Annotated in this window: 13 protein-coding genes and 1 tRNA gene; 5 read left to right on the top strand and 9 right to left on the bottom strand. The window is 62.8% G+C overall.

All coding sequences use genetic code 11. From position 1 onward, the window contains the following. Positions 1 to 28 precede the first annotated feature (28 nt). On the bottom strand, positions 29 to 1,843 hold the full coding sequence (locus PW947_RS03315) for a M48 family metalloprotease (RefSeq protein WP_299629648.1): 1,815 nt from the start codon (positions 1,841 to 1,843) through the stop codon (positions 29 to 31). A 231-nt stretch (positions 1,844 to 2,074) separates the two neighbouring features. On the opposite strand from PW947_RS03315, the gene moaC reads away from it, so the two are divergent. Then, on the top strand, positions 2,075 to 2,551 hold the full coding sequence (gene moaC / locus PW947_RS03320; RefSeq protein ID WP_299629649.1) for a cyclic pyranopterin monophosphate synthase MoaC: 477 nt from the start codon (positions 2,075 to 2,077) through the stop codon (positions 2,549 to 2,551). 84 nt (positions 2,552 to 2,635) lie between these two features. Here the strand turns inward: moaC and PW947_RS03325 are convergent, their stop codons facing one another. The 8 genes from PW947_RS03325 to recA all read right to left on the bottom strand — a co-directional run bounded on the left by PW947_RS03325 (position 2,636) and on the right by recA (position 11,456). Then, the gene (locus PW947_RS03325; RefSeq protein WP_299629650.1) at positions 2,636 to 4,423 is read right to left on the bottom strand and encodes a Wzy polymerase domain-containing protein; all 1,788 of its coding nucleotides are present in this window, start codon (positions 4,421 to 4,423) and stop codon (positions 2,636 to 2,638) included. Positions 4,424 to 4,598: 175 nt separating this feature from the next. Beyond that, on the bottom strand, positions 4,599 to 5,294 hold the full coding sequence (locus tag PW947_RS03330; protein WP_299629651.1) for a pilin: 696 nt from the start codon (positions 5,292 to 5,294) through the stop codon (positions 4,599 to 4,601). Positions 5,295 to 5,438: 144 nt separating this feature from the next. Beyond that, positions 5,439 to 6,143, bottom strand: a complete 705-nt coding sequence (locus tag PW947_RS03335; protein WP_299629652.1) for a TerC family protein — start codon at positions 6,141 to 6,143, stop codon at positions 5,439 to 5,441. 156 nt (positions 6,144 to 6,299) lie between these two features. Further along, complete coding sequence (gene sucD / locus PW947_RS03340; protein WP_299629653.1) at positions 6,300 to 7,181, bottom strand: succinate--CoA ligase subunit alpha; 882 nt, start codon at positions 7,179 to 7,181, stop codon at positions 6,300 to 6,302. 122 nt (positions 7,182 to 7,303) lie between these two features. After that, the gene (gene sucC / locus PW947_RS03345) at positions 7,304 to 8,473 is read right to left on the bottom strand and encodes an ADP-forming succinate--CoA ligase subunit beta (RefSeq protein WP_299629654.1); all 1,170 of its coding nucleotides are present in this window, start codon (positions 8,471 to 8,473) and stop codon (positions 7,304 to 7,306) included. Beyond that, complete coding sequence (locus PW947_RS03350) at positions 8,470 to 9,291, bottom strand: DUF2889 domain-containing protein (RefSeq protein WP_299629655.1); 822 nt, start codon at positions 9,289 to 9,291, stop codon at positions 8,470 to 8,472. The genes sucC and PW947_RS03350 overlap by 4 nt, the downstream gene beginning before the upstream one ends. Before the next feature lie 184 nt (positions 9,292 to 9,475). Next, positions 9,476 to 10,369 carry a recombination regulator RecX gene (gene recX, locus PW947_RS03355; RefSeq protein WP_299629790.1) on the bottom strand — a complete coding sequence of 298 codons (894 nt, stop codon included), beginning with the start codon at positions 10,367 to 10,369 and terminating at the stop codon, positions 9,476 to 9,478. Between the two features lie 7 nt (positions 10,370 to 10,376). Next, positions 10,377 to 11,456, bottom strand: coding sequence for a recombinase RecA (recA, locus tag PW947_RS03360; RefSeq protein ID WP_299629656.1), 1,080 nt, complete (start codon positions 11,454 to 11,456; stop codon positions 10,377 to 10,379). Between the two features lie 198 nt (positions 11,457 to 11,654). Here recA and PW947_RS03365 point away from each other — a divergent pair, with 198 nt between their 5' ends. The 4 genes from PW947_RS03365 (at position 11,655) to PW947_RS03380 (ending at position 16,062) form a co-directional block, all read left to right on the top strand. Continuing rightward, positions 11,655 to 12,410, top strand: coding sequence for a response regulator transcription factor (locus PW947_RS03365; protein ID WP_299629657.1), 756 nt, complete (start codon positions 11,655 to 11,657; stop codon positions 12,408 to 12,410). Positions 12,411 to 12,416: 6 nt separating this feature from the next. Further along, positions 12,417 to 13,958 carry a sensor histidine kinase gene (locus tag PW947_RS03370; RefSeq protein ID WP_299629658.1) on the top strand — a complete coding sequence of 514 codons (1,542 nt, stop codon included), beginning with the start codon at positions 12,417 to 12,419 and terminating at the stop codon, positions 13,956 to 13,958. A 228-nt stretch (positions 13,959 to 14,186) separates the two neighbouring features. Beyond that, a complete protein-coding gene (locus PW947_RS03375; RefSeq protein WP_299629659.1) occupies positions 14,187 to 15,845 on the top strand; it encodes an MFS transporter in 1,659 nt (552 codons plus the stop codon). A gap of 140 nt (positions 15,846 to 15,985) precedes the next feature. Continuing rightward, positions 15,986 to 16,062, top strand: a tRNA-Met gene (locus PW947_RS03380). Positions 16,063 to 16,067: the final 5 nt, after the last annotated feature.

Here is a 16,067-nt window from a genome sequence, read left to right on the forward strand (position 1 = left end):
GTTAATGGCAATCGGCCATTATCCGACGTCAGCCGCTGTTTTTAGCTTCTTCGCGCTCTTCCTTGTAGCGCGTCTCCAGCTCATGCAGACGCGCATCGATCGTGGACAGATCGTAGTAACCGACGGTTTTCATGTCGCGCGCCTGCTTTAACTGGCGAATCGCCGACGGCCACGCCCCTTCCAACGCAAACTTTTCCGCCAGCGCGCGATGCTGTTCGAGTGCATCGCCGCTTCCCGCGCTCGCCTGCGCAAGATAAGTCCACCATGCCGGCTGACGGGGATCGTCGCGGGTTTCCGTCGCCGCGAGCGTCTGTGCGTCGGTGAAGCGCTTCGCCGTGATTAACGTGCGCAAATGCATGTCGATCGCCGCGTGCGAATCGGGCCAGCGCTGTTGCGCGATCGCGGCAAGCCGCACCGCATCGTCGTTGCGGCCCGCGCGACGGGCGATATCGGCGGCCAGTACGTCGAGACTCGGGGTGCTGCGCTGTGCGTCGCCTTCGGCGTGCTCGAACGCGCCGAACGTGGTGCGCGCGGTCGCGAGCGATATCGACGCGTCGTCGTATTGTTCGAGCAAGCTTTGCGCAAGCGCGATGCCGTACCAGTTCGCGGCGATATTGAGCGCGGTGCGATCCTCGATTTCAGCGCGCATCCGGCTGATTTCGTCCGCGTATTCGCTGCGCGAACGGTCCTGCAATACCCGCGCACGGGCGCGCGCAAAACCATATTCCGACGACTGACGCGGTTGCCGGTAAGGCACCCGACGCGCGCGGTCGGCCATATCGGCCATCCGTTCGCCGCTGAGCGGATGCGTGCGCGCGTATTGCGGCACGGCCGTATCGTCGAGCGAACCGCGATCCAGACGGCCGAAAAACGTCACCATCGCGTACGGGTCGTAACCCGCGCCGGTCAGCAGCAAAAAGCCGACGCGGTCGGCTTCGTGTTCGGCCGAGCGGGAGAAACGCAACTGGTTGTCGACCGCATACGCCTGGCCGCCGATCGCGATCGCGCTGCCCAGGTCGCCGCTGTGCGCGACCACGCCCGCCAGCACGCCGAGCAGCATCGCGGCGAGCGCGGCGTAGGTGCCGTGCTCGCCGGTCGAAATCATTCGCGCGATGTGTCGTTGCAGCACGTGTCCCATTTCGTGGCCGATCACCGACGCGAGTTCCGACTCGGTTTGCGTCGCGACGATCAGCCCGGTATTCACGCCGATAAAGCCGCCCGGCATCGAAAACGCGTTGATCTGCGCGTCGCGCACAGCGAACAGATCGAAGTCCGGCCGATAGCCGCCGATGTATTGCGCGCTCGCCGCCGCCGCGAGTTTTCCCGCGACCGAATTCAGATAGTCGCGCAGCAGCCAGTCGTCGAGATAATCGGGATCGCGACGGATTTCGCGCATCGCACGCTCGCCGAGTTTGCGCTCGGCCTCGGGCGTCAACGCACCCGAACCGCCGTTGCCGAGGTCGGGCAACTGCTGGTTGAGCAACGGCGAACCGAGATGCGTGACGAGTGCGCCCGCGTGACCCGAGAGCCGGTTTTCGGCACCACCGTAGACACCGAACACGCCGGGCGCGATGTCGGCCGGCAGCGTGGACGCCAGCGATGTGCGTCGCGACGCCGGCGCTTCCGGAGACGGCCCGACGACCACGGTCCCAAGCGACAGCACCTTGCCCGGCAGGACCGGCGGCGGCGAAGAACGGGCTGACGATGTGGGAGCGGGAGCGGAAGACGGTGCGATCGCGCCGCTCTGCGACGCCTGCTGCGTGGCCAGCGATTGCGGATACGCGCCGGGCGGCAGCGCGAGCGCGGCGGATAGAAACGCGGCGAGTGTCCGTTTCAGACGCATTGCAGGGACCGGTTGCGCAATCCAGAGCGACGCCTGCGCACGCGGCATAAGATGGCAGGCGAACGGCGACGATTAAGCAATTGTAATGAATGCCGACGCGAAAATGCGCAGTCGGCGTGCCGTGGAGCGTGGTCAAAACCGGCTCGAAGCGGCGGCGTGATCCACGCGAAGTGCAGCGCGGGCCGGGGCGCGGCGCGCTGTTATGATTAGCGCCCTCTGAAGGAGCCCAACATGGCAGAACTCACCCATTTCGACGCCGCCGGACAGGCGCATATGGTGGACGTCGGCGGCAAACAGGAAACGAAGCGGATCGCGATCGCGCGCGGCTCGATCCGGATGCTGCCCGATACCTTCGCGCTGATCCGCGACGGCAATGCGAAAAAAGGCGACGTGATCGGCATCGCGCGGATCGCGGCGATCCAGGGCGCGAAACGTACCGCCGACCTGATCCCGCTATGTCATCCGCTGGCGCTGACGCGCGTGAAGGTCGAGTTCGAACTGGATGAAGCGACGCCCGCCGTGCATTGCACGGTGCAGGTGGAAACGCTGGGACGCACGGGCGTGGAGATGGAAGCGCTGACCGCCGTGCAGGTTGGGCTGCTGACGGTGTACGACATGTGCAAGGCGGTGGATCGCGGCATGACGATCACCGATGTGAAAGTGCTGGAGAAGCACGGCGGGAAATCGGGGGATTGGGTGGCGGCGTAAGCGGCGGAGTAAGTGCCGGATTCACCGGCACCTGTCTTTCCCCGAATCCCTCAAAGTCCGCGCAGCCAGGCGACGCCTGGTTGATTACTCGTCGTCCGACTCTTCGTCGTCCGGAACGGCGCCATTGGCCGGCGTGCCGTAGTGCTTCACCAGTTCGGCCTTGAATCCGGCCAGCGACTTCTGTTCATCGCATAGCTGATACAGATACGTCTGCTGCGTCGGCCAGTCCTTCAGTTCCTCGGCGAAAATCTTCAGACGCGCGACCGTATCGAACGCGCCGTCGGTATCGCCGCTCAGCGCCTGCAACACCGCATAACGCCGCAACACCGTTTCGCCGGGCAACAACGCGAGCGCCTGCTTGTGCATCGCGAGCTTGTGCGGCAGATCTTGCGCGTTCATCGGCAGCAAGGTCGCCATGCCGTACTCGCCCCACGCCTGGAACATGAACGAGGGATCGGCCTGATACTGCTCGGCCGGTCGCGAGCCGTAGTACAGCACCTCGGCGCGTGCATAGTCGCGATACACCGGATACAGCGCGGCAATCCCGCCAAACACGATCACCGCGAACGCGCCGAACGACGCGCCGCGCGGCACGAGGCGCAACGGACGCGTTTCCAGCAGACCCAGCACGAACATCGCCGGCAGCAGGAAGAACATGTACTGCTGCGGATACTCGACCAGTGCGTGCATCACCAGCACGCCGATCAGCGCAACGCCGAAGATGCGCGACGCCGTTTGCGGCGCACGGATGACGCGCACCAGCCACGCCACCAGACCGAGAAACGCGATGGCAAGACCGATCACGCCGGTTTTGGCGAGCAGGTCGATAAAGATGTCGTGCGAATTGTTGGCGATCTCGACGCCGCCCAGATGCCGCGCCAGGTCGAACTGGTAACGCGGAAACTCGCCCCAGCCGACACCCATCAATGGATGTGTCTTGAACATCGTCCAGCCGTATTTCCACAGCGCGAGACGCGGCGCGATCTGTCCGGCATCCTTGAAACGATCGGCCGCCGATTCGCCCAGCGCGAGCTGATAACGCACGTTGGCCCAACGGATCAGCGCATTGACGACGAAAAACAGCACCGCGAGCGCGACCGGAATCAACCATTCGCGATTGCTGCGACGCATGGCCGGGTCATTGCGCGTCTGCGCGAACGCCATCCAGAGACCGGCGACGACGATCACCGCCATTTGCAGCCACGGCCCCCGCGACACCGTCAGCGCGAGACCCACTGCAAAAATCGTGGACACCAGCGCCCACACCGCAATATTGATGCGGCGTGTCTGCACCAGAAACAGCGCACCCGCCATTGCGAACGCGATATAGGTGGCGAGATGGTTCGCCTGCGCCATATTGCCGAACGGCCGGCGGTCCACCGTGACGTTGTAGGCGACCACCAGCGGGCTCACCTTCACTTCTAGGTGGAACAGCTGGATCACCTGACAAAACACCGCAAACAGCCCACCGACGATCAACGCGATCGCGGCCCATTGCAAGGTTTCGTCGGTCAGCCGCGCGCGCGTCAGGCCGTAACCCGCATGCGTCGCCATAAACGCGGCCAGCAGGTAACCGCCGCCGAGCCAGTTCATCGACGGTTGCGCAACCGGCAATACGAACGATTGCAAGACGAGCAGTAAACCGAAGGCGAGCGGCACCAGCGCGACCGTCGGCGACGCGAACGGGAGCTTCGGCCTCGACGTTGCGTAAAGCAGTACAACCGCCGCGCCAACCAGCAGATAGGCCGACAGCGCCGTGTACTCCGCGTAGAACGTCGGAATCGGATACGTATGGTTGACGATTGCGTAAGGCAGAATCAACGCAAGCGCCAGCAGAACGAAAGACAGGAAACGCGCAAATGGAGTGGGCATAGGGAACCGGGGCGTCAGCAACCGGCGCACTATACAAAAAATTCCAGGGGCTGTGCGCCGGTACGCGGTAAATATCCCGAAATCGGACTCTAACGGCGGATTTGCATGGTGCGCGACCGCATTGGCGACGCGATGCGCGCGTTTTCAGGCTGCGTCACCGGTTCGAACCGCTCCGTCACGCGCGACACTCCGGCGGCGCGAGATTCGACGGCAATGTCGCGGCCTCGGCGGGCATCGGTCCGGCGCCCGGCGCGGGCAACGAAGACGCGGCCTTGCCGCCCGCGAAACATTCCCACGTGAGCGTGCCGGTTTGTGCTGCGCCCTTCGCGAGCGGCGTGCGCGCGCTCGGGGTGTCGGCATTGTCGGGCGTCGAAGGGACCATCACCAGCGTGTTCGTACCGCTCGCCGACACGCGCGCCGTGTACACAATCGTGATCTGGCCGGTGTCGTCGTCGACATGGATCGATTCGACGTTACGCGTGCCCGGCGGCGTCGAATACCCGCTGCTGAACGCGACGCCGTTCGCGGCATTGTCCGCAACCGCCATCCGCGCGGCATTCGCCAGCGACAGGCCTTCGCCGACCCGGCTACGCGCCAGATAATCCTGATACGCCGGAATCGCATACGCGGCAATCACGCCGACGATCGCCAGCACGATCATCAGTTCGATCAACGTGAAGCCGAAGCCGCATGCGCGCGCGAGCTGCGCGCGCCATCGCGTGACAGGTCTTCGGGCGGGATCGGCCGGAAGGTCGCGGCAACATGGCCGGGTGGACTTAAGGCGGCGGAAAAGCCTGGCTTCGAGCGTGGCCGCGAAAATGTGCCACCACGAACGCGGACGGAAAGAAACAGCGGGGAAAGAGACGATCATCGGCTGACTCCAGAAACGAAAAACGCCTGCTCCGGAATCGGAACAGGCGCTCAGATCGTATCGGTCGAACCGGCGATCAACGAGTCGGCCAGATGGCTAACGTCGAATGTCCGCGCTGACCTGCCAAGTGGTAGTGAATACCGTTCAGGCCGCTGCTCGACGCGCATTGCGCCGCTTGAACAGATAGCCGACGCCCACCACGAACACCGCGCCGGCGAGGCTCATCCCGTATTCGGCGGCCGGGGTATCGAGGATCGGCCAACGGTCGCCGGCCGGGTCGTTGACGATCAGACCGCCCGCGATCCAGCCGAGCAACGCCGCGCCCAGCGTGATGACGACCGGGAAGCGGTCGAGCAATTTCAGCACGATCTGGCTTCCCCACACGATCAGCGGGATGCTGACGATCAAACCGAAGATCACCAGCGCCAGCCGATGCTGCGGGTCCGCCGCTTCCGCCGCGCCCGCGATCGCGATCACGTTGTCGAGGCTCATCACGGCGTCGGCGATGATGATGGTCTTGATCGCCGCGAGCAGTTTGTCCGCCGGCTTCACATGCTCGTGCGCGTCGTGCGCGGGCGCCATCAGGCGCACGCCGATCCACAGCAACAACAGCCCGCCCGCGAACTTCAGCAGCGGCACATCCAGCAGCGCGACCGCGAATGCGATCAGCACGACCCGCAGCACGATTGCGCCGAGCGTGCCCCACAGGACGCCGCGTGTGCGCTGTGCGGGCGGCAGGTTACGGCAGGCGAGCGCGATGACCACGGCGTTATCGCCGCCCAGCAGAATGTCGATGATGACGATCTGGATAACTGCGCCCCAATGGAGCGTTGCGAAGAACTCGAGCATGGCCAAAAGAGTAAATGAAAGCGAAGAAGGCCGACAGTGCGGGAAGCGTGCGGGCAATAAAAAAGCGAGGGAGTTTTCGCTCCCTCGCTTTGAGACTGCCACTCACGGAAAGGATTCCGTAAGCATATCAAAAAAGGCTTGAATCGCCTCAGTCGATTACAGCATCGCCTTCAGCAGACGCGCCATTTCCGACGGGTTCTTCGTGACGGTGATACCGCAGGCTTCCATGATTTCCAGCTTTGCTTCAGCCGTATCCGCACCGCCCGAGATCAGCGCGCCGGCGTGGCCCATGCGCTTGCCCGGAGGCGCCGTGACGCCGGCGATGAAGCCGACCACCGGCTTCTTCATGTTGTCCTTGATCCACTCAGCAGCATTCGCTTCGTCCGGACCACCGATCTCGCCGATCATGATGACGGCGTCCGTGTCCGGATCGTCGTTGAACATCTTCATCACGTCGATGTGCTTCAGACCGTTGATCGGGTCGCCGCCGATACCGACTGCCGACGATTGGCCCAGGCCGATCGCCGTCAGTTGACCGACTGCTTCGTACGTCAGCGTGCCCGAACGCGACACGACGCCGATGCGGCCCTTGCGATGGATGTGACCCGGCATGATGCCGATCTTCAGTTCGTCCGGCGTGATCGTGCCCGGGCAGTTCGGTCCGAGCAGCAGCGTCTTGCGGTTTTCCGCGCGCATACGCGCCTTGAGCTCGATCATGTCACGGACGGGAATGCCTTCCGTGATACAGATTGCGAGATCCAGGTCGGCTTCGACCGCTTCCCAGATTGCAGCCGCAGCGCCTGCCGGCGGCACGTAGATGACCGACACGGTTGCGCCCGTTTCAGCCTTCGCTTCCGCGACGCTTGCGTAGATAGGAATGCCTTCGAAATCTTCGCCTGCGCGCTTCGGGTTCACGCCCGCAACGTACGCTTCGCGACCGTTTGCATATTCACGGCATGCGCGCGTGTGGAACTGACCGGTCTTGCCGGTAATGCCCTGCGTGATGACCTTGGTGTCTTTGTTGATCAGAATCGACATGTATTGACCTCTGTTCGTTTGGCGACGGTCGGCCTATGCGGGCCGCGCGCGGAGTTTCTCCGCCCGCGCCGCATGGCTTCGTTGCGCCGCCATTCGTAATCCTGGTGAACGCCGGGCTTGGCTTACGCCTTGCCTTGAGCGGCCGCGACGACCTTCTGCGCAGCTTCTTCCATGCTGTCTGCCGCGATGATCGGCAGGCCGGATTCAGCCAGCATCTTCTTGCCGAGGTCTTCGTTCGTGCCTTTCATGCGCACGACGAGCGGCACCTTCAGCGACACGGCCTTCGACGCCGCGATCACGCCTTCCGCGATCACGTCGCAGCGCATGATGCCGCCGAAGATGTTGACCAGAATCGCCGTCAGGTTCGGATTCTTCAGCATGATCTTGAACGCTTCCGTGACCTTCTCGGTCGTCGCGCCACCGCCGACGTCCAGGAAGTTCGCCGGTTCGCCGCCGAACAGCTTGATGGTGTCCATCGTTGCCATTGCGAGGCCTGCGCCGTTCACGAGGCAGCCGATGTTGCCGTCGAGCGAGATGTACGCGAGGTCGAACTTCGACGCTTCGACTTCAGCCGGATCTTCTTCGTCGATATCGCGATACGCGACGATTTCCGGGTGACGGAACAGTGCGTTCGAATCGAAGTTGAACTTGGCGTCCAGCGCGATGACCTTGCCGTCGCCGGTCAGGATCAGCGGGTTGATTTCGGCCAGCGACGCGTCGGTGTCCCAGAATGCCTTGTACAGGCCTTGCAGGATCGAACGTGCTTGCGGCAGCGAAGCGGCGGGCACGCCGATCTTCGTTGCCAGCTCGTCGGCTTCGGCGTCTTTCAGACCGGTTGCCGGGTCGACTGCGATCTTGTGGATCAGCTCAGGCGTCTTTTCCGCGACTTCTTCGACGTCCATGCCGCCTTCGCTCGATGCCATCACGACGATCTTCTGCGTAACGCGATCGATCACCAGGCCGACATACAATTCCTTCTTGATGTCAGCGCCTTCTTCGATCAGCAGACGATTCACCTTCTGGCCTTCCGGACCGGTCTGGTGCGTGACGAGCTGCATGCCGAGGATCTGTTCCGAATACTCGCGAACCTGTTCCAGCGACTTGGCAACCTTCACGCCACCGCCCTTACCACGGCCACCCGCATGGATCTGAGCCTTCACGACCCACACCGGGCCGCCAAGCTCTTCAGCGGCCTTGACCGCGTCATCCACCGAGAATACCGGCTTGCCGCGCGGTACCGCGACTCCGAATTTCCGCAGGATTTCCTTACCCTGGTACTCGTGAATCTTCATGCGTGATTCCCTTCAGTCTGAGAGTTGGATTGAACTTCGTTTCCGCTGAGCTCGCGCTTGCTGGTGATGAGCGATGCGTCTCCACCGTCTCCGCCTTGATCGGCCTGGCGGTTGGTCCGCTCATTCGACGCGTCCGTGCGTTCCGAAGAACGCGGGGCGCGGCCATACCAGCGCGGATAAAACTGTCTCACCGCCGCTCCGTCGAAACGCAGCGCATGGCAGCGCCCCAACTGGAATGGCGGTTTGTCATTGGAATGACAGTTTTCTGCGTTTCCTTCGACGGTCTTGCCTGCCGCCTGTGATGCACCGGCCGACTCGCCGGGGCCCGCGGGTTGTGCCGATCCGGCGGGATCTTCGTGACCGCCGCCCGGCGCGCCATCGTTGGTGTTCCACACGTCGCCCGCGAAGGCCTGAATGGCAGCCGTCGGCAGGACGGCACACAACTCGGTGAGATGCGTGCAGCCAGCCGTGCCACCGAGCAAACGGTTGGCATCGCGACGGAAGTTATGGAACAGATTGAGCCCGATGAGGGCGCGATAGGCGGGGTTGCTGCTCTGGCACAGACCGGGATAGGGCACCCAGTCGGATGACGCTTGCGCGTCAACGACGTTGAGCTTCCGATCGATCGTGATGCGAAGCCAGAGTTCATGGATCGGCTGACCGTTGGGCCTGACACCGGACGCAAGCGCCACATCGCGTGGCTTTTCGTCGGTGAGGCATGCCTCGATATCCCACAGACCATCTTCACGCTCAAAGGCTTCCGCTCGTATCGCGCGACGGTGTCGCAACTGACGGGAGACTGGCGTGGAAAGCGGCATGCGGAAGGAAGGCCGGATTGGGAAAACCCCTGAATTTTAGCATATCGGATATTTGGGACAGCCCGAAACACGCAAAATCCGATTCTTGCAAGATGCTTTAATGTCGCAGCCGTCGGGGACGGCACTGCGGCCCAAGCTGGGCAAGGCTTTGAGAGGAAAGATGGGGTTGCGCGAGGCGCGCGCGTTATCCGTCGACGAAGTCTTCGTCGATGCCTTTGAGGATCTTGCCGATCGTCGCGCCCGAAAAACCACGCGACGCGAGGAAGCGCGCCTGACGCGCCCGCTCCTGCTGCGTTTCGGGAAGCTTGCCGAACTTCTTTTGCCACACGGCCAGTGCGCGTGGCAGTTCCGTCTCGCGTAACTGGGCGCTCGCCTCTTCGATCAGCGTCTGCCCGAGCGCGTGACGCTTCAGCTCACCGACGATCCGGCTCGCGCCAAGCCGCCCCGAGCGCCGATGCAGCAGGCTCTCGGCAAAACGTGTGTCGGAGAGCCAGTTCTCGGTTTCGAGTACATCGAGCAGCGCGTCGAGGTTGTCGGTTTCTTCGACGTAAGGCGCGAGCTTGCGCGCCAATTCGGCGCGACTGTATTCGCGACGCGACAGATAACCCAGCGCCCGGCCTTTCAGCGAGCGCGCAGGACGCTTAGATGATTGTGCTGCGTCAGGATCGACCGGTTTGGGTTCGCCGGGTACGCGACGTGAGCGCGAATAAGTGGCTTCGGTGGCTTCGGTGATTTCCGAAACAGTGTCAGATGGTGTCGAATCTGGCTGGCTTGAACGGGATTGGCTCGAACGCGAATAGCCCGAATCCGCGCGACTCGACCCCGACCGGGAAAATCCCGCCCGACGTTCACTGGATCGCGAATAGGTGTGATGTCCGGCTGCGCGATCGTGAGCGTCGAATGATTCGAACGGATCGCCATTCTCTTCTTCTGTGGAGGCGTCGAATGACTGCGAAGAAGATTGAACCGGTGAGGACGATGAAGACGATTCGAACGAATCGTCTTCATCTGCGCGAGAGCCGCGCTTTCCGAGCCCTGATTTAGCGGCACTGAACGATGAGCGGCTCTTGCGAAACACGCGACGATTACTCTTCGTCTTCCGCATCCGCCGCAGCAGGTGCGCCGACGGCGACTTCCGCCATTGCGTTCACGCCCAGCGATTCGCGGATGCGGTTTTCGATGTCACGTGCAATGTCCGGGTTCTCACGCAGGAACTCACGCGCGTTGTCTTTACCTTGACCAATGCGTTCGCCGTTGTAGCTGTACCAGGCGCCCGCCTTGTCGACGATCTTGGCTTGCACGCCGAGGTCGATCACCTCACCCTGACGCGAAATACCTTCGCCGTACAGGATGTCGAAGATCGCTTCGCGGAACGGTGGCGCCACCTTGTTCTTCACGACCTTCACGCGCGTTTCGTTGCCGATCACTTCGTCGTTCTTCTTGATCGAACCGATACGGCGGATGTCCAGACGCACGGATGCGTAGAACTTCAGCGCGTTACCGCCGGTGGTGGTTTCCGGATTGCCGAACATCACGCCGATCTTCATACGGATCTGGTTGATGAAGATCACCAGGCAGTTCGTACGTTTGATCGTGCCCGTCAGCTTACGCAGCGCCTGCGACATCAGACGCGCTTGCAGACCCGGCAGCGAGTCGCCCATTTCGCCTTCGATTTCGGCCTTCGGCACGAGTGCCGCAACCGAGTCGATCACGATCATGTCGATCGAGCCCGAGCGCACCAGCGCATCGGCGATTTCCAGTGCCTGTTCGCCCGTATCCGGCTGCGAAACCAGCAACTCGTTCACGTTGACGCCGAGCTTGCGCGCGTACTGGATGTCCAGCGCGTGTTCCGCGTCGATAAACGCTGCGGTGCCGCCCAGCTTTTGCATTTCTGCGACGACTTGCAGCGTCAGCGTGGTTTTACCCGACGATTCCGGTCCGTAGATTTCGACCACGCGACCACGCGGCAAGCCGCCGACGCCCAGTGCGATGTCCAGGCCCAGCGAACCGGTGGAGACGACCTGAATGTCTTCAACCGCCTCACCTGCGCCGAGCCGCATGACCGACCCTTTGCCGAACTGTTTTTCGATCTGCGCGAGCGCGGCGGCGAGCGCCTTGCTCTTCTCAGCAGTCAGTCCAGCCGAGCCTTTCTTGCTATCTTCCATGAATCGTCCTTTGCTATGATGAACGGCGTCTGAGGCAGGTGTGCAGCCCATCAGTACGGACAACACACGGAACGCAGACACTGTATAAAAAAACAGTGGTTTTGGCAAGCGTATTCAAGCCAAACCACTCAGAATATTTATTGGAGACCGCTGCGCGCCGGGCAATATCCAGCGCCGGCACCGTCGGGCTGACGCACCATGCGAATTCTCATTGCCGAAGACGACAGCATACTCGCGGACGGTCTGGTCCGATCACTCCGCCAATCGGCCTACGCCGTCGATCACGTCAAGAGCGGCGTGGAAGCCGACACCGCGCTGTCGATGCAAACTTTCGATCTTCTGATCCTCGATCTCGGCCTGCCGCGCATGTCCGGGCTCGAAGTGCTGCGTCGCCTGCGCGCCCGCAATTCGACGCTTCCCGTGCTGATCCTGACGGCCGCCGACAGCGTCGACGAGCGCGTCAAAGGCCTCGATCTCGGCGCCGACGACTACATGGCGAAACCGTTCGCGCTGAACGAACTCGAGGCGCGCGTGCGCGCGTTGACGCGGCGCGGCGCGGGCGGCGGCCCGACGGTGATGCGGCACGGCTCGCTGTCGTTCGATCAGGTTGGGCGGATCGCGTGCGTCAACGAGCAGGTGATCGATCTGTCGGCGCGCGAACTCGGTTTGCTGGAAGTGCTTCTGCAGCGGATCGGACGGCTGGTGTCGAAGGAACAGCTGGTCGACCATCTGTGCGAATGGGGCGAGGAAGTCAGCAACAACGCCATCGAGGTCTACGTGCACCGGCTGCGCAAGAAGATCGAACCGAGCGGCGTGCGGATCATTACCGTGCGCGGCCTCGGTTACTGCCTCGAAAAGGCCGCAAACGGCCCGCCCACGGCGCAATCGGCACAATCGACGCAAGCCGCAACCGGCGGCGCCGATCCGATGCCGGCGAGCCACCACTTCAAGTAAGCCGCCATGTCCGCTCGCGCAGACCGCGCCACCGCGCCCGCGGCGGACCTCGACGACGCGAGCCGCGACGCCCGCTACGCCAATCCGTTCACGCCGCCCGACGAAACCGAAGCCGCCGCCGAAGCCCGTCCGCGCTCGCTGTTCGGCGAAATTCTCGACTGGATGCTCGCGCCGCTCCTGTTGCTGTGGCCGATGAGCATCGCCGTCACGTATCTGGTGGCGAAGTCGATTGCGAACGGGCCGTTCGACCGCGCGCTCGAAACCGACGCCTACGTGCTCGCGCGGCAAATTCATCCGGCGAACGGCATCGCGGAACTGTCCTTGCCCGATTCGACCCGCGATTTCCTGCGCGCCGACAACGTGGACAGCGTGTTCTATCAGGTGCTGGGCACGCGCGGCGAGCTGGTGGGCGGCGAGCGCGACATGCCGTTGCCGCACGAGGAAGACCGGCCGCCACCGGGTCTCGTCGAGTTTCGCGACGACGTGCTGCGCGGCAACGACATCCGCGTCGCGTACACGACCGTCGAATTTCCGCAGACGCCCGGCGCGCAACCGGTGCTGGTGCAGGTCGGAGAGACGCTCGACAAGCGCAGCCAGCTTGCCAACGACATCATCAAAGGCGTGATCCTGCCGCAATTCGTGATCTTGCCGCTCGCCATCCTGCTCGTATGGTTCGGGCTGTCGCGCGGGCTGGCGCCGCTGCACGCGCTGCAGTCGCATATCCGCGCGCGTCGTCCGGACGATCTTTCGCCGCTCGAAGCGCGTCGCGCGCCGCCAGAAATCGAGCCGCTGGTCACGTCGTTCAACGATCTGCTGACGCGTCTCGAACAGAACATGGAGTTGCAAAAGCGCTTTATCGCCGACGCCGCGCATCAGATGAAGACGCCGCTGGCGGGCTTGCGCACGCAGGCGGAACTGGCGTTGCGGCAGGACGCGTCAGCCGAAGTGCATCGCTCGCTCGAACAGATTGCGACCAGTTCCGAGCACGCCGCGCGGCTCGTCACGCAATTGCTGGCGCTGGCGCGCGCGGAGAACCGGATGTCCGGCCAGATCTTCGCACCGCTCGATATCACCGACGTCGCGCGAAACGCGGTGCGCGACTGGGTTCAGGCCGCGCTCGCCAAACAGATGGACCTCGGCTACGAAGCGCCCGACGAAGCGATCAGCGTGAACGGCAACCTGGTGATGCTGCGCGAGATGTTGTCGAACCTGCTCGACAACGCGATCCGCTACACGCCCGCAGGCGGCCGCATCACCGTGCGGGTGCGGCACGATCCGGCCGCGCGCAGCGTGCATCTCGAAGTCGAAGATACCGGTCTGGGGATTCCCGTCGCCGAGCGGACCCGCGTGGTCGAGCGCTTCTACCGGATTCTCGGACGCGAAGGCGACGGCAGCGGACTCGGCCTCGCGATCGTCCGCGAAATCGCGACGATGCACGGCGGCACCCTCACCCTCGACGACAACGTCTACCAGTCCGAACCGCGCCTGGCCGGCACGCTGGTGCGCGTCAGTCTGGACACGCTGGAAACGGGGCGGGACTTACCCTAAGCGTCAGTTTCGCGCCACGGCGCGATGTGCTCACAATCAACAAAATACATACAACTAGAACGAAAAAGGTCGCATGAAGACCGAAGATATAAAATCACGTTCTTTTTGAGACCCGTGAAAACCCGCCCCTGCCACGTCAGTACGCCGTAAGTTTCCGCTCCAATAATGCGCTCACGGGACTGCCTCTCCGGGCTGACCGCGTGCATAAATCAATATGGGAGACTTCATATGGCTACCGTTGGCGGGCAAATCTCGCACGTGCCGATGACGAGCGCAGAGAAACGGGTGATCTTCGCGTCGTCGCTGGGCACAGTGTTCGAGTGGTACGACTTTTATCTGGCCGGCTCGCTCGCGGCCTTCATCAGCAAGAGCTTCTTCTCCGGCGTCAATCCGACCGCTGCGTTCATCTTCACGTTGCTCAGCTTCGCGGCGGGTTTCGCGGTGCGTCCGTTCGGCGCGATCGTGTTCGGGCGGCTCGGCGATATGGTCGGGCGCAAGTACACGTTCCTCGTCACGATCGTGATCATGGGTCTGTCGACGTTTCTGGTCGGCTTTCTGCCGGGCTATGCGTCGATCGGGATCGCGGCGCCGGTGATCTTTATCGCGATGCGGCTGCTGCAAGGTCTCGCGCTCGGCGGCGAATACGGCGGCGCGGCAACCTACGTCGCGGAACACGCGCCGGCCGGCCGACGCGGCTTCTGGACCGCATGGATCCAGACCACGGCCACGCTCGGTCTGTTCCTGTCGCTGCTGGTGATTCTCGGCGTGCGCACGATCATGGGCGAAGACGCGTTCGGCGCATGGGGCTGGCGCATTCCGTTTATCGCGTCGATCCTGCTGCTGGCCGTGTCGGTTTGGATTCGGCTGCAACTGCATGAATCGCCGGTGTTCGAGCGCATCAAGGCCGAGGGCAAGACGTCGAAAGCGCCGCTGTCCGAAGCGTTCGGTCAATGGAAGAACCTGAAGGTGGTGATTCTCGCGCTGATCGGGCTAACGGCGGGTCAGGCCGTGGTCTGGTACACGGGCCAGTTCTACACGCTGTTCTTCCTGACGCAGACGCTGAAGGTCGACGGCACGAGCGCCAATATCCTGATCGCGATCGCGCTGCTGATCGGCACGCCGTTCTTCCTGTTCTTCGGCTCGCTGTCGGACCGGATCGGTCGTAAGCCGATCATCATGGCGGGCTTGCTGATCGCCGCGTGCACGTACTTCCCGCTGTTCAAGGCGCTAGCGCATTACACGAATCCGGCGCTGGAAATGGCTACGCAAAAGTCGCCGATCGTCGTCATTGCCAATCCGGACGAGTGCTCGTTCCAGTTCAATCCGGTCGGCACGGCGAAATTCACGTCGTCATGCGATGTCGCGAAGAGCGCGCTGTCGAAATCCGGTCTGAATTACGAGAACGTTGCCGCGCCTGCAGGGACGCTCGCGCAGATCAAGGTCGGCGACACGGTGATCAACACCTATGACGGCAAGGCCGCCGACGCGAAGGATCAGGGCAAGACCTTCGACAAGACGCTCAGCTCGACGCTGAAAGCCGCCGGCTACCCGCCGAAGGCCGATCCTGGGCAGATCAACTGGCCGATGAGCGTGGTGATCCTGACGATCCTGGTGATCTACGTGACGATGGTGTACGGGCCGATCGCGGCGATGCTGGTGGAGATGTTCCCGACGCGGATCCGCTATACGTCGATGTCGCTGCCGTATCACATCGGCAATGGCTGGTTCGGCGGATTTCTGCCCGCGACGGCATTCGCGATCGTCGCGGCGAAGGGGAATATTTACTCCGGGCTGTGGTATCCGATCGTTATCGCGCTGATCACGTTCGTGATCGGGATGCTGTTTGTCCGCGAGACCAAAGACTCGGATATCTACGCGAAGGATTGATGTATCGAGGTTTCCGGCGGTGATCGTGGCGACATGCCGGCGGCTGGCCGGACCGGCTGTCGCCTTATATACAGATAGCTCGAAAATCTCGCGGATAGGGGTTGACAGCCAGGGTCCGCATCTTCATAATCTTTTTCTTCGGCGAATTAGCTCAGCCGGTTAGAGCGACGGAATCATAATCCGCAGGTCCGGGGTTCGAATCCCTGATTCGCCACCAGTCGT

The organism is Paraburkholderia sp., from assembly GCF_028283785.1.
Taxonomy (GTDB): Bacteria; Pseudomonadota; Gammaproteobacteria; order Burkholderiales; family Burkholderiaceae; genus Paraburkholderia.

Bases quoted from the DNA above. Each gene is read 5' to 3' on its own strand.
- PW947_RS03315 (WP_299629648.1), bottom strand. From the start codon at position 1,843: ATGCGTCTGAAACGGACACTCGCCGCGTTTCTATCCGCCGCGCTCGCG.
- moaC (WP_299629649.1), top strand. From the start codon at position 2,075: ATGGCAGAACTCACCCATTTCGACGCCGCCGGACAGGCGCATATGGTG.
- PW947_RS03325 (WP_299629650.1), bottom strand. From the start codon at position 4,423: ATGCCCACTCCATTTGCGCGTTTCCTGTCTTTCGTTCTGCTGGCGCTT.
- PW947_RS03330 (WP_299629651.1), bottom strand. From the start codon at position 5,294: ATGATCGTCTCTTTCCCCGCTGTTTCTTTCCGTCCGCGTTCGTGGTGG.
- PW947_RS03335 (WP_299629652.1), bottom strand. From the start codon at position 6,143: ATGCTCGAGTTCTTCGCAACGCTCCATTGGGGCGCAGTTATCCAGATC.
- sucD (WP_299629653.1), bottom strand. From the start codon at position 7,181: ATGTCGATTCTGATCAACAAAGACACCAAGGTCATCACGCAGGGCATT.
- sucC (WP_299629654.1), bottom strand. From the start codon at position 8,473: ATGAAGATTCACGAGTACCAGGGTAAGGAAATCCTGCGGAAATTCGGA.
- PW947_RS03350 (WP_299629655.1), bottom strand. From the start codon at position 9,291: ATGCCGCTTTCCACGCCAGTCTCCCGTCAGTTGCGACACCGTCGCGCG.
- recA (WP_299629656.1), bottom strand. From the start codon at position 11,456: ATGGAAGATAGCAAGAAAGGCTCGGCTGGACTGACTGCTGAGAAGAGC.
- PW947_RS03365 (WP_299629657.1), top strand. From the start codon at position 11,655: ATGCGAATTCTCATTGCCGAAGACGACAGCATACTCGCGGACGGTCTG.
- PW947_RS03370 (WP_299629658.1), top strand. From the start codon at position 12,417: ATGTCCGCTCGCGCAGACCGCGCCACCGCGCCCGCGGCGGACCTCGAC.
- PW947_RS03375 (WP_299629659.1), top strand. From the start codon at position 14,187: ATGGCTACCGTTGGCGGGCAAATCTCGCACGTGCCGATGACGAGCGCA.